Annotated in this window: 11 protein-coding genes; 7 read left to right on the top strand and 4 right to left on the bottom strand. The window is 65.2% G+C overall.

The window, feature by feature from the left end; genetic code table 11:
* Window positions 1-2: 2 nt before the first annotated feature.
* The 3 genes from FBF36_RS00230 to FBF36_RS00240 form a co-directional block, all read right to left on the bottom strand.
* Window positions 3-848, bottom strand: coding sequence for a DUF4956 domain-containing protein (locus FBF36_RS00230; RefSeq protein ID WP_138136935.1), 846 nt, complete (start codon window positions 846-848; stop codon window positions 3-5).
* Between the two features lie 278 nt (window positions 849-1126).
* Window positions 1127-1948 (bottom strand): polyphosphate polymerase domain-containing protein, encoded by an 822-nt coding sequence (locus tag FBF36_RS00235; RefSeq protein ID WP_009396996.1) that lies wholly within the window; start codon window positions 1946-1948, stop codon window positions 1127-1129.
* Between the two features lie 181 nt (window positions 1949-2129).
* Window positions 2130-2996 (bottom strand): DUF4956 domain-containing protein, encoded by an 867-nt coding sequence (locus tag FBF36_RS00240; protein WP_009396998.1) that lies wholly within the window; start codon window positions 2994-2996, stop codon window positions 2130-2132.
* Between the two features lie 693 nt (window positions 2997-3689).
* Between FBF36_RS00240 and nrdH the strand changes: the two genes are divergently transcribed.
* Genes nrdH through nrdE form a run of 3 tightly spaced genes read left to right on the top strand, consistent with a single transcriptional unit; the run spans window position 3690 to window position 6504 of the window.
* Window positions 3690-3935 carry a glutaredoxin-like protein NrdH gene (gene nrdH, locus FBF36_RS00245; RefSeq protein WP_003788409.1) on the top strand — a complete coding sequence of 82 codons (246 nt, stop codon included), beginning with the start codon at window positions 3690-3692 and terminating at the stop codon, window positions 3933-3935.
* A gap of 17 nt (window positions 3936-3952) precedes the next feature.
* A complete protein-coding gene (gene nrdI, locus FBF36_RS00250; protein WP_009397001.1) occupies window positions 3953-4363 on the top strand; it encodes a class Ib ribonucleoside-diphosphate reductase assembly flavoprotein NrdI in 411 nt (136 codons plus the stop codon).
* Entirely contained in the window at window positions 4348-6504 is a 2157-nt protein-coding gene (nrdE, locus tag FBF36_RS00255) for a class 1b ribonucleoside-diphosphate reductase subunit alpha (protein ID WP_009397003.1), read from the top strand. The genes nrdI and nrdE overlap by 16 nt, the downstream gene beginning before the upstream one ends.
* Before the next feature lie 523 nt (window positions 6505-7027).
* Here nrdE and FBF36_RS00260 read toward each other — a convergent pair.
* Window positions 7028-7741: a phosphoribulokinase gene (locus FBF36_RS00260; protein ID WP_009397007.1), complete on the bottom strand. Its 714-nt coding sequence runs from the start codon at window positions 7739-7741 to the stop codon at window positions 7028-7030.
* 380 nt (window positions 7742-8121) lie between these two features.
* Here FBF36_RS00260 and FBF36_RS00265 point away from each other — a divergent pair, with 380 nt between their 5' ends.
* From FBF36_RS00265 to FBF36_RS00275, 4 genes are all read left to right on the top strand, one after another.
* Window positions 8122-10782 (top strand): DUF5979 domain-containing protein, encoded by a 2661-nt coding sequence (locus tag FBF36_RS00265; RefSeq protein WP_138136937.1) that lies wholly within the window; start codon window positions 8122-8124, stop codon window positions 10780-10782.
* A 107-nt stretch (window positions 10783-10889) separates the two neighbouring features.
* A complete protein-coding gene (locus FBF36_RS13625; RefSeq protein ID WP_009397021.1) occupies window positions 10890-11018 on the top strand; it encodes a hypothetical protein in 129 nt (42 codons plus the stop codon).
* A 152-nt stretch (window positions 11019-11170) separates the two neighbouring features.
* Window positions 11171-12010: a hypothetical protein gene (locus FBF36_RS00270; protein ID WP_009397022.1), complete on the top strand. Its 840-nt coding sequence runs from the start codon at window positions 11171-11173 to the stop codon at window positions 12008-12010.
* A gap of 73 nt (window positions 12011-12083) precedes the next feature.
* A complete protein-coding gene (locus tag FBF36_RS00275; protein ID WP_034492631.1) occupies window positions 12084-13034 on the top strand; it encodes a hypothetical protein in 951 nt (316 codons plus the stop codon).
* Window positions 13035-13043 lie beyond the last annotated feature (9 nt).

Consider the following 13043-nt stretch of genomic DNA (forward strand, 5'->3'; position numbering starts at 1 on the left):
GGTCACTGGGAGGCCATGGCCGCGGAGGAGGCCGCCTGGTTGCCGGAGCCGGCCGTGGGCGACGCTGCCGACTGCGCGGCGGAGCGGGTGACGTACTGGGCGGCCGGCGTCATGGTGAGGGGCTGGGTCTCAACGTGCTGGGGGCGGGCGTCGGTGTGCGCGGCGCTCAGGCGCGCGCCGACCCAGGGCTGAGCGATTTGCGCCTCTCGGGTGACGGCGCCGGACGGCTCGGCGGCCGGCTGCGGGGCGGGGACGACGTCGTCGGATGCCGGGGTGAGCTCGAGCTCAGCGGGGGTGTGGCGCGGCACGCGGAAGCGGACGTCGACGGTGGTGGTGTCGTTGACCAGGTCGAGGCGCTGGACCTCCACCGAGCGGACCTGCCCGCCCAGGGTGTGCTCCAGGTGGGCGATGAGGGCGGTCTCGTTGGTGATGGCGTGGTCGAGGACGATCACCTGGTGGCGGTTGCGGCGCATGAGCGCAGGGTGGTCACCGATCCACAGCGCTGCGACGACAATGCCCATGAGGGCGGCCACCATCCCGATCGGCGCCGTCTGGATCCCGCCGAGCAGGCCCAGGGCCAGGGCCGCGAAGAAGTAGGCCACCTCGTGCTGGGCCAGCTCGGTGGAGCGCAGGCGGATGATGGACAGGACGCCGAAGAGCCCCAGGCCCAGGCCGGCCGCGACGCTCGCCGTCGACAGCAGAAGCGTGACGGCCAGGACGCCCACGTTGACACCGATGTAGGCGGCCATGAGGTCCTTGCGGGAGTGGCGGGGGGCGTAGAGCGCCCCGACCAGGACGGCGAGGGCGATCAGGTCGGCGGCGATGTAGGTCAGAGTGGTCAGGCTCATCGGGAGGCTCCTGTCGGGTCAATCGGACCGGTGAAGGGGCCGGGCCGCGGGATGGGCGGCAGAGGTGCGCCCTCAGCGCGCCGCGGTGGCGTGCGGCTCCGTCCGGTGAGAAACAGTCAACGGGCGCATTCCATGAGCGGGCTGTGAACAGGGCATGGGGGAGGCATGACTTGTCCCGCCACGGCATGAGGCGGTGAACAGCGCCTCCGGAGGTGGGCGGTGCCCATGACCTCCGAAGGCGCTGGTGAGGGGTGAGGCGGAAGCGTGGCGGCTGCGGCTCAGGCCGCGAGCTGACGAGACTGGGCCTGACGCCAGTAGCGCCCCAGGTCCCGCTTGATGGTGCGGTTCCACCGGTTGGTGGGCAGGTTGGCGTACAGCAGCGCCATGCCGGTGGCGTACTTCGAGATGCGGGCCGGCCGATGCCCCTGATGCCACAGGAGGCGGTCCGTGGGGGAGGCCGTGGAGGGGTTCTTCGTCTCGACGACGTTGAGGTGACTCACCGAGACACCCTGCCCCAGGCGCCTGCCGTCGGGGCCGAACAGGTCCCAGGTGAGCTGGGTGTCGAAGGTGGCGCGGGCCTCGTCGTGGGGCAGGTGCAGGGTGGTGCGGCTGTAGGTGGAGTCCATGACCGGGACGAGGGCCTCGGCGATCATGCGCGCCTCGTCCGGGGAGCAGGTGCCGGACTCCACGAGGCGCTCGATGACGAACAGGCGACCATCGGGCGTGACGCGGTCGGCGTCGTCGGGATCGTACTTGAAGCGGTCCTTGACCGTGGACTCGCGTGAGCCGTTGGTCTTGACCTCCAGGAAGCACAGTCCGGAGTCCAGGTAGGTGCGGGTGCGGATCTTGTAACGCCGACGGCGCTTGCGGGCCGCCAGGAAGTAGGCGTCCAGGCCGGGGGTGTCGAAGTAGGTCGAGGCATAGCGGAAGTGGCGCAGGCCGTCGATCTGGAGGACCTGCGCTCGCGGGGCCAGGTAGTCGATGACGTGCTGGGTGTCGCCGGGGGGTACCAGGTACTTGCGATCCATGCGGGTCAGGAGGCTCGCCTCGGAGTTGAGCTCGGCGAGGGTGATCGTGTTGATGTCGTCGGTGTGCAGCACGGTGCAGTCCTTTCCGGGATCGGGAGTCACGAGAGTGGGGAAGCCGGTGCTGCTGGGTGGCAGCGGTGACGGGGAGGCGGCGGTGGCTGCGTGGTCAGTACGCCGTGAGCCCGTGGCGGGTACGCCGTGGGCACGCGCGATGTCTACGTGGCGGCACCGCCGGAGTGGTGAAGCCGGCCGGTCAGTTGTAGTGGGGCTGCACCATGGACGGTGGGGTGCTTACCGGAGCGTGCTGCTGGGAGGCGGGCTGCTGGCGGTGACCGGTGATCCAGTCGTACCGGGGTGGGGCGGTGGCCGCTCTCGCGGCGCTGTCGGCCACGGGGACCTCGGGCCAGAGCTGCTGGTTGGTGGGCTGAGCCTGAGCGGGGGCCTGACTGAGAGCCTGAGGCGGAGCCTCCTCAACCAGATGGGGCACCTGCGGCGTGCCTTCCTGATGCACCTGGGCGACCTGTGGCTGAGCCGGTTTCACCGTGCGGGACCAAGGACGCAGCCGGTAGTGGACCTCGACGATGGTGGTGTCGTTGACCAGGTCCAGGCTCTTGAGGTCGACGCTGCGCACCTGGGCGCCGAGCAGGTCCTCGAGCTCGGTGATGAGCTCGTTCTCGTTGCTGATGGCTCGGTCGAGGGTGACGGTCTGGTTGCGGTTGCGGCGCATGAGTGCCGGGTGGTCGCCCACCCACAGGGAGGCGAGGATGAGGGCCATGAGGATGGCGACGATGACGAGGTGGCTCTTGATGCCGCCCAGCAGGCCCAGGGCCAGCGCGGCGAAGAAGTAGGCCACCTCCCCCTGGGCGAGGGAGGACGAACGCAGGCGGATGATGGACAGGACGCCGAAGAGGCCCAGGCCCAGGCCCGCTCCGACGTTCTGACTCGTCGACAGCAGCAGGGTGACGGCCAGGACGCCCACGTTGACGCCGATGTAGGCGGCTACGAGGTCGCGGCGACCGTGCCGCGGAATGTAGAGGGCTCCGACCAGGAGCGTGAGGGCGACCAGATCGGCGCCGATGTAGGCCAGTGTCAGTGGTAGATCGTGCAACACCTGCTGCATGAGGATGTCCTTGGGGGAGGTGGGTTGGGAACCGTATTATTACAATATCATAACGATGAATCGATCTGTGTAAAAGATGCTAGAGCGTGAGTCTCTTACTCGGTGTGAGGCTGCATGCTCCGGATACTCCGGGTACATCCTCGTGGCTCTGCGACTCTCGTCGACCCTGCGATACGACATGAGCGGAAGGTGGCGACCGGAACAATCGCCTTCAACCACTCCTAGCCCCGACTGCTTTCTGGGTGTTTACTGAAAGCGGCGACACGCCGAACGGGCATGTCTGAAGGGGTGAATTCTGCGTCTTCATCCCCAGGCCTGGGGGTGGAGCGCCGACGGTGGCCACCCCTGCCTGTGGTTAAGGGTCCCGAATAGATGTCGCACCTGTGCAGGACCATCGTTGTGCGGATTGCGGAGATGGGGGCGAGCGTCGCCGAGGAGGCGTCCACGGACTGTCTCCACCAGCCGTCCACAGTGCGGTGAACGTTTTCCACAGAGGGGAGGGGTGGTGTGCACAGGGCCACGTTGAACACACTATCTTGGGGTGATGGACCCAGGTCACCCCAAGGGGTAGTGTCTTGCTCCGCGGGGCCGTTCTGGCCTCCCGTGAATGACAAGTGTGTGGTGCTGCCGGCGCAGTCTCTGCCCAGGGACGGGCCGCAGTCACCGCCACCCGACCCTGAGGAAGAGACGGACATGGCGATCACCATCTACAGCAAGCCCAACTGCGTCCAGTGCACGGCCACCTACCGCGCCATGGACAAGGCCGGCCTGTCCTACGAGACGGTGGACATCTCCTTGGACGCCCAGGCCCTCGAGCAGGTCAAGTCCCTGGGGTACGCCCAGGCTCCCGTCGTCGTCGCCGGAGAGGACCACTGGTCCGGCTTCCGTCCGGACAAGATCAAGACCCTCGCCCTGGCCGTCGAGTCCGTCGCGGTCTGAGGTCGCGGGGGCGCGCCGTGAGCAGCGGGCCTCTGCTGGTCTACTTCTCCTCCACCTCGGAGAACACGCACCGATTCGTGGGCAAGCTCGGCTTCCCGACGGCGCGCATCCCCCTGAGGCGCACGGAGCCGCCGCTGACCGTGGACGATGAGTACGTCCTGGTTGTGCCCACCTACGGTGGCGGCTCCGTCAAGGGGGCGGTGCCCAAGCAGGTCATCGCCTTCCTCAACAACCCGGACAACCGGGCCCTGTGCCGAGGCGTCATCGCCTCGGGCAACACCAACTTCGGCCAGGCCTATTGCCTGGCGGGTGACATCATCGCCAGCAAGCTGGGGGTGCCGTTCCTGTATCGCTATGAGCTGCTCGGCACTCCCACGGACGTCTCACGCGTCAAAGAAGGATTGGAAGACTTTTGGCAGACACGCTGACGGACACCGGCTCTGAGACCGTGTCCTCCCCGGATCTGGACTACCACGCGCTCAACGCGAAGCTGAACCTCTACGACGCGGACGGCAGGATCCAGTTCGACGCCGACCGTGAGGCGGCCCGGCAGTACTTCCTCCAGCACGTCAACCAGAACACGGTCTTCTTCCACGACCTGGAGGAGAAGCTCGAGTACCTGGTCGAGGAGGGCTACTACGAGGGCCACATCCTGGACAAGTACTCCCCGGAGTTCGTCAAGACCGCCTTCAAGGCCGCCTATGCCCACAAGTTCCGCTTCGAGACCTTCCTGGGTGCCTTCAAGTACTACACGTCCTACACGCTCAAGACCTTCGACGGGAAGCGCTACCTGGAGCGCTTCGAGGACCGCGTCACCATGGTGGCCCTCACCCTGGCCGACGGCGATGAGCAGCTGACCCTCGACCTCGTCGACGAGATGATGTCCGGCCGCTTCCAGCCGGCCACCCCCACCTTCCTCAACGAGGGCAAGGCCCAGCGCGGGGAGCCCGTCTCCTGCTTCCTCGTGCGCATCGAGGACAACATGGAGTCGATCGCCCGCGGCATCAACTCCGCCCTCCAGCTGTCCAAGCGCGGCGGAGGAGTGGCCCTCCTGCTGAGCAACCTGCGGGAGATGGGCGCCCCCATCAAGCGCATCGAGAACCAGTCCAGCGGCGTCATCCCCGTCATGAAGCTGCTGGAGGACTCCTTCTCCTACGCCAACCAGCTCGGGGCCCGCCAGGGAGCGGGGGCCGTGTACCTGCACGCCCACCACCCCGACATCATGCGGTTCCTGGACACCAAGCGTGAGAACGCCGACGAGAAGATCCGCATCAAGACCCTCTCGCTGGGCGTCGTCATCCCGGACATCACCTTCGAGCTGGCCCGCAACAACGAGGACATGTACCTCTTCAGCCCCTACGACGTCGAGCGCGTCTACGGCATGCCCTTCGCGGACATCAACGTCACCGAGAAGTACCGCGAGATGGTGGATGACGGGCGCATCAAGAAGAAGAAGATCAACGCCCGCACCTTCTTCCAGACCCTGGCCGAGATCCAGTTCGAGTCCGGCTACCCGTACGTCATGTTCGAGGACACGGTCAACAGGGCCAACCCCATCAAGGGCAAGGTCGTCATGTCCAACCTGTGCTCCGAGATCCTTCAGGTCTCCGAGCCCAGCGAGCTCAACGAGGACCTCACCTTCGCCCACGTGGGCAAGGACATCTCCTGCAACCTGGGCAGCCTCAACATCGCCAAGACGATGGACTCCCCGGACTTCGCCCGCACCATCCGCACCGCCGTGCGCGGCCTGACCGCCGTCAGCGACCAGACCCACCTGCCCAGCGTGCCCTCCATCGACCGGGGCAATCACGAGTCGCACGCCATCGGCCTGGGACAGATGAACCTCCACGGCTTCCTGGCTCGCGAGCGCATTCACTACGGCTCCGAGGAGGGCCTGGACTTCACCAACGTCTACTTCGCCAGCGTCCTGTTCGCCGCCCTGACGGCGTCGAACGAGATGGCCGTGGAGCGCGGGGAGAGCTTCGTGGGCTTCGAGGACTCGACCTACGCCAGCGGGGAGTTCTTCGAGAAGTACGTGACCCAGGACTTCGTGCCGGTCACCGAACGCGTCAAGGAGATCTTCGCGGCCTCCAGCGTGCACGTGCCCACGCGTGAGGACTGGGCCGAGCTGGCCGAGAAGGTCAAGAAGGGCGGCCTGTACAACCGCAACCTGCAGGCCGTTCCGCCCACCGGCTCGATCTCCTACATCAACAACTCCACCTCCTCGATCCACCCGATCGTGGCCAAGGTGGAGATCCGCAAGGAGGGCAAGATCGGCCGCGTCTACTACCCGGCGCCCTTCATGACGAATGACAATCTCGACTACTACCGGGACGCCTACGAGATCGGCCCCGAGAAGATCATCGACACCTACGCCGTGGCCACCCAGCACGTGGACCAGGGGCTGAGTCTCACGCTGTTCTTCCCGGACACGGCCACGACTCGCGACGTCAACCGCGCCCAGATCTACGCCTGGCGCAAGGGCATCAAGACCCTCTACTACATCCGCCTGCGCCAGGCCGCCCTGACCGGCACCGAGGTCGAGGGCTGCGTCTCCTGCATGCTGTGAGCCGGCTGCCGGCCCATGGTCGACGTCGGGGCCAAGAGGATAAGCTCCTCTTGGCCCCGACGTTGTACTGGATGAGGAGCTACATGTGCGACCGCTCTGTTAGTACGCGAAACCCGGCTCGCCCACCGTCCGGAAGGCTGCCGGGTCTACTTCACAGGGCTACTGCCCTGAGCAGCTTGAGTGTACCCGATGACTGGACTGGTAGTGGTTACACCGCAAGCGCCGGGCCCACATGACGACACGGGTGCACCGGCGCTTCCTTCCACTCCGCGCCGTAACGCGGCGGCACGTTAACTATATGCCAGCAATAGCGGCATGAGTCACACGTTCCCTGACCTTCCTCGTGACCCTGTCAGTCGACTGCAGGTGGTGACTCCTCGGTGTGACGACGCAGATCGCGCAAGTGGTACGCGGATCCTCGTCGGCCGGGAATCCGGGCGGGTGCCAGTGCGTGGTCGGCAGGGAGTCGGTGACTGTGTGCCAGGAGGAGGTCGCCGCGCTCATGCTGGTGCGGGCCGAGGCGCTAGTCGATGTCGTCAGCGTCGTTGACGTCATCGTCGGAGCCGGGTTCGTCCTTGGGGTTGCGCCATACTTCGTCGCAGCGGTGGACGCTCGTGGCGATGAGACGGGCGTTGGGCAGGTCCACTGTGCGCACCCAGTGACCGGCGTCGAGGGCGTTCTTGCCGAAGTCCTCATGTCGGTTAATAAGCCGCACCACAAGGACCTCCTCAGGCACATCGATATGGATGAGGAGGTCGATCCGCTCTCGTACTGCGCCCCAGCCGCGCGTCTCGAGCGCAAGGTAGTTGCCCTCGGTGACGACGACGCCGGTGCCGGAGACGACGCCCCCAGCCGACACCGACTCGTGCAGGTCCCGTCGGTAGACCGGGACGAAGACCTGAGGAGCGCCGTCAGCTCGCACCCGATCCAGGGCTGCCAGGTAGCCCTCGACGTCGAAAGTGTCCGGGGCGCCCTTGCGGTTGCGGCGCCCCAGGTCGTCCAGGACGGTGTTGGACAGGTGGAAGCCGTCCATGGCGACGAGCCCAGCGAAGAGGCCGGCCTCCTTGAGTCGGCCTTCCAGGTCTGCGGCGATCGTTGACTTCCCCGAACCGGGAGCGCCGGTGAGTCCGACGAGGAGGCGTTGGGGTGTGTCGTCGGCCGCCAACCGCTGCATGAGCTGGTCGACGAGGTTGCTGACAAGGGTGGAGGTCTCACCCACCCGAACCGTGGGGCTCATGGAACTATTATCTCAGTCAACTATCTGACTGAGGAGCGGACGCGGCATCTGTATCCATTGTGATGCCTGGGAGACCGAGCGCCGGGGAGCAGATGTGGTGGAGCAGTAAAAAGAGGTAGGCGGATGTCGGCTCGCCTACGGCCTCGCCCGGGTGGGCTGCGCGGCGGTCATACATGTTTGTTGTGGGGCGGGGGTGCCGAGGCGGAGGCCGTTGACGGCGACGTGGGGGGATGGGTCAGTGGCGTGCTTTAGCGGCTTGAGACGTGATGGCCGCAAAGTTGTGACCGCCGATGTGTCCTGCATCACTGAACAACACCCTTGAAGAATCTAAATTCAGGCAACTGTAAGTCAATTCTCATAATCTTCTCGAAAGGTCGCCCGTGTCCGCCATCCCTATCCCCAGGGTGCTTGGTACTCCTAAGCGCGCGGTAGGTGCTCTTGTCGCACTTGTCGCGCTCGTCGCCGCACTCTTGACGGTCCTGCCTACGCAGGCCCGAGCCGCCATCAACCCGAAGATCACCGTCTCCGGCCTGTCGCTCGTGGTCTCCAACGCCAATGGCGTCGAGGAGCCCGACAACACCTCGGTCAAGGTCGATGACATCCTCAAGCTGAAGTTCGCCTGGGATGCCCGCAACGCCAGCGCCAAGAGTGGCGACTCCTTCCAGATCCAGCTGCCCAAGCAGTTCCGCAACCGGGAGAGCCTCTCCGAGCCGATGAAGGTCTCCCACGAGGGTGCGGAGCACACCATTGGCGAGTGCGTGATGGACGACCACGCCATCACCTGCACCTTCAACAGCACTCTCGACACCATCGTCGGCCAGGGCTTTACTGGACTGCGGGGTGACGGGGCTGCGCTGTTGCTGGCATCTCAGGCCAGCGACTCGGCCAATGTGACGTTCGACGCCAACGGCAAGCAGACCGAGGTGCCCGTGCCCGGCGGCAAGATTGCTGAGAATGTCGGACATGCACACGAGCCGCAGTGGATGAGCAAGTGGGCCGCTGACATCACCAGCACCTCCAAGGTGGTGGACTGGGAGGTGACCTTCGGGCCTGACCAGGTCAAGAAGGCTCTCGAGAAGAACGGTCAGTCGCTGACTGTGGACGGTAGGACCCGCTCGACCATCACCTTCTCCGACCAGCTGGGTCCGGGGCAGGTCTATGTGCCGACTAAGAGCGACTGGAAGCTGAAGATCGGAACCGCCCAGGGGCGGAACTACATCTACGGTCAGGTTACGGATGCCAGCGGCACCGACCAGGACACCAGTCAGGGCGACTTCGACCTCGATGTCGCCATCCAGGGCAGTACCGCCACCATCACTGTGACGGGCCCCTTCGCGCCGCGGACCAACTACCACATCTATTACTCCTCCACTCCGTCCACGGCCGACGGCGTCGTTCAACCTGGCGTGGAGTACACGAACAAAGCCTCTGTGGTGGGGAGCGGCCTGGAGCACACCTACTCGGTGCACTACAGCAAGTCCTTCACCATCAATGTTGAGATGAAGCCCGGATTTGGTGGGCTGGACATCACCAAGCTCCTCACCGGGTCCGAGACCGGCAAGGTGCCGGCCGGCACCACCTTCGAGGTGGGCATCAACTACACCCTGCCCGGCGGTGCCACCGTGGACACCTATCCGGGATGGAAGGCTCCGGGGACCGTCAACCAGTCTCGCACTGGTGGTGCCACCTCCATGACCGTCACCGTTGGTGAGAAGGCCGTGTACAACGGCACCTTCCCGGTTGGGACGGTCCTGACCCTCGACGAGGACACGACGACGGCCTCGGCCACTCCTGCCGGTGTCGCTTGGGGCAGCCACACCTTCGCAGTAGGCGACCAGAACACCAACAGCCTGACCATTGAGGACCAGAAGTCCACGGCCGTCACGCTGCGCAACTCCGCCGACCCCGCCGCTGCGGAAGAGGGTGACTTCACGGTCACCAAGGCTCTGGCCGGTGACGGTGACTTCAGCAAGTCCGCCTTCGAGTTCACCTACACCTGCACCGATGGCACCGAGGGGTCGCTGACGGTGACTGGAGCCGCGACCTCGGAGAAGTCCAAGAAGGTCAAGGCCGGATCGACCTGCACCATCACCGAGAACAGCGCCAAGGCCGGTCAGGACGGCTACACGCTGACCGCCCCGGCCGCGCAGACCGTGGCGATCACCAAGGACCAGACGGCCGCGGTGACGATGACCAACACGTACGCCCGTGACATGGGCACCTTCTCGGTAACCAAGGTCGTCACCGGTGTCGAGTCGGTGGACAACGAGTTCGCCTTCTCCTACACCTGCGACAACAACGTCAAGGGCACGCTGAAGGTCAAGGCCGACGGGTCGGTGGCCTCCGGGCCCGAGCTGCCTGTGGGCACCAAGTGCACCATCGCAGAGGACGCTCAGTCCGCTCAGGTCGAGGGGTACGCCTGGGAGGCACCCGCCTCCCAGGAGGTGACCATCAGCGAGAAGGAGCAGGCGGTGCTCGTGACCTTCACGAACGCCTACACCCCTGAGCCCTCGCCGTCCCCGACGCCGGAGCCCTCGCCGAGTCCCAGCGAGACCCCGACGCCGGAGCCCTCGCCGAGTCCTTCGCCGTCTCCGTCCCCCAGTGAGCCGGCCTCACCTTCACCGACGCCGAGCGAGACCCCGACTCCCAGCGAGACCCCGACGCCGGATCCCTCGCCGAGTCCTTCGCCGTCCCCGACGCCGTCTCCGTCCCCCAGTGAGCCGGCCTCACCTTCACCGACGCCGAGCGAGACCCCGACGCCTGGTGAGACTCCGGATCCGAGCGAGTCCTCGACGCCGGTGCCCAGTGGGTCGCCGTCTCCCAGTCCGAACGGTACCCCGACGCCGAGCGACCCTGCCACGCCTGGCGCCCCCTCCTCGCCGAGTGCTACTCCGCCTGCTGCACCTAGCGGGCCGGCGAAGCCCCAGGAGCCCTCTGGGGGGCCGCTGGCCAGCACTGGTGTCAGGATTGGTCTGCCTCTGGGCATCGCCGTGGTCGCCGTGATGGGAGGGGCTCTGCTGGCGAGCCGTCGCCGCGCCTGACGTCGGCCGCCGGCCCCCACCTCTCACAGGGATAGTCCCCGGGCCCACCTGAGTTCTGCACTCAGGTGGGCCCGGGGCGTCTTGCACTCCAAGAGCCGGAGAGGGGAATGATCCCCATCCCGTGTGCCGGAGCGGGGACCTACGGTGGCACCATGGCTCATCGTCGACGCAGCGTCATCCGTTTCCTCCTCACCGCCATCGCCCTGGCGCGCACGGGTACGCCGGTTCGTTGCTGATGGAGTGCGTAGGCCGACAAGATTCTCCGCGACGCAGGACTTTGGTGAGCATTCGACGTCGTGAGGTCCTGGCCTTAGGGACCGCCTCTCTTGCTTTCGGCGTGGTCGGGTGCTCGCCCATTGCTCTCGCGCGCAATAGACGGAAGCGGAAGGTGCGTCAGTACCTCTCCGGGCTTGATGTGGTCGCATCCGTTCAGGTGGACGTGCTCCTGGAGTTCTTAGCGGCGGATCATTGGATCGTGAATGTGGTGCTCAAGGGCAATCCGTCCGCGGAATCAGTCGCAACGGTTGTGGGCGACGCCTACGCCAAGGTGCTGAACCTGACCGGGGCCAACGAGGTGAGGATGGTTGTCACCTGGACGCAGGGTGAGACCTCCCTGTTCTGCTACCTGCCGATGAAGGATGCCGACAAGGCGGCATCCGCCACAGTGGAGGCGGTGTCGTCCGGAATGGAACGAGTGCAGATCGAGGAGGAGAAAATATCCTTCGAGTATCGAACTATTGAGAGTCTTCCGGATCGTTTCATCCTGCCGTCCACCTCCCCGGTGCTGCGCCTCGGATCACTCAAGATCGAGCAGAGCATTCTGGTCGGACGGTCGCACTGCTTCGTCTCTCACGCTAAGGGCAAGGACCTCGCATCCGTACCGATCAAGCGTGCACTGGAAGCCATTCCCTCCGACAAGCGATATGGGGCGGTCGTGAGCCTGGAGGCGGAGGACAGGGACCGCCATCAGACCCGTCTGACAGTGAGGGGGCTGGGGCAGTACGGACAGGATGTGGATAGTCCGTCCGCCGCTGCGGTTCTGGCCACGGTCCTCGGTAATCAGGTGCTCCAGCGGGTGGAGCTGACTACCGCGGTGAAAGACAGTAATCAGCCCACCATGGTCGCCTTCGACATGAAGTCCGGCGCCGTCGTCGGCCAGGGCGACCCGCCTGAACGGGGCACGGTCATCCTCGCCGCTGCCCAGCAGGCGGTCGCCTCCCAGTCCTGATGGGACGGCCCCGAAGGCGTCCCTGCCGTAATTGCATATGCCGGACATCTACATGGGAAGGGGACTGAGATCGATGAGTGTTCGACGTCGTGAGGTGCTGGCGTTAGGAGTCGCGTCTCTTGCGTTCGGCGTGGGTGGGTGCTCGCCGTTCGCTGTTGCGCGTAACAAGAAGAAGCGGAAGATACGCAAGTATCTTTCCGGGCTTGATGGCGTGACATCTGTTGAGATGTATATCAGTCCGGACCTCATGTCTGATGATTACTGGTCTGTGACCGTGCAGCTCAAGGATGATCCTGCGCAGGACTCAGTCCTCGCGATCGTTCGCGATGCCCGCAATGAAGTAGTGAGTCTGGCTGATAGTGACGACGTGAGTCTTGAAGTCAGATGGGTTCAGGGTACGACATCGATGTCCTGCTCCCTGCCGATGAATGACCCCGAGAAGGCGGTGTCAGCCGCCATGAAGGTGGTCTCTTCTGACATTGAGAGCGTGGGACTCACCGAGGAGAGCATCACGCTTCGCTATGATGAGTTGCAGACCCTTCCGGATGGCTTCATCCTGCCGAAGACGTCTCCGATCGTGGGTGTTGGCTCACTGAGGGCCGAGCAGGATATCACGGTGAACTCCTTGTATTGTGTCGTCACGCACTCCAGCGGTGTCGATCTCACTTCTGTGCCGCTCAAAAGAGTGCTGGATGCTGTCCCCGCGGATAAGCGATCCGAGGGAGCGTTCGTGCATCTGGCTGCGGCTGATGCCGTCAACCATAGGCCCGGTTTGATCGTCAATGGACTGGGGACGTATGAGGACGGCGTGGACGTTGCGTCCGCCGCTGCGGTTCTGGCGCCGGTCCTCGGCAACCAGATGCTTGAGCGGATCGAGCTGGGCACGCAGATGAATGACAGCCACGAGTCCAAGACCGTTACCTTCGGTATGAAGTCCGGTGCCGTGGTCGGCAAGGGAGACCCGCCCGAGCAGGGCGCGCCCATCCTCGCCGCCGCCCAGCAGGCGGCTGCCTCCTCGTCATAACAGTTGTTC

It is taken from the genome of Actinomyces sp. oral taxon 171 str. F0337 (assembly GCF_005696555.1).
Classification (GTDB): Bacteria; Actinomycetota; Actinomycetes; order Actinomycetales; family Actinomycetaceae; genus Actinomyces; species Actinomyces oris_E.

Coding starts and splice junctions, on each gene's coding strand:
- FBF36_RS00230 (WP_138136935.1), bottom strand. CDS start 848: ATGAGCCTGACCACTCTGACCTACATCGCCGCCGACCTGATCGCCCTC.
- FBF36_RS00240 (WP_009396998.1), bottom strand. CDS start 2,996: ATGCAGCAGGTGTTGCACGATCTACCACTGACACTGGCCTACATCGGC.
- nrdH (WP_003788409.1), top strand. CDS start 3,690: ATGGCGATCACCATCTACAGCAAGCCCAACTGCGTCCAGTGCACGGCC.
- FBF36_RS00260 (WP_009397007.1), bottom strand. CDS start 7,741: ATGAGCCCCACGGTTCGGGTGGGTGAGACCTCCACCCTTGTCAGCAAC.
- FBF36_RS13625 (WP_009397021.1), top strand. CDS start 10,890: ATGATCCCCATCCCGTGTGCCGGAGCGGGGACCTACGGTGGCACCATG.
- FBF36_RS00275 (WP_034492631.1), top strand. CDS start 12,084: ATGAGTGTTCGACGTCGTGAGGTGCTGGCGTTAGGAGTCGCGTCTCTT.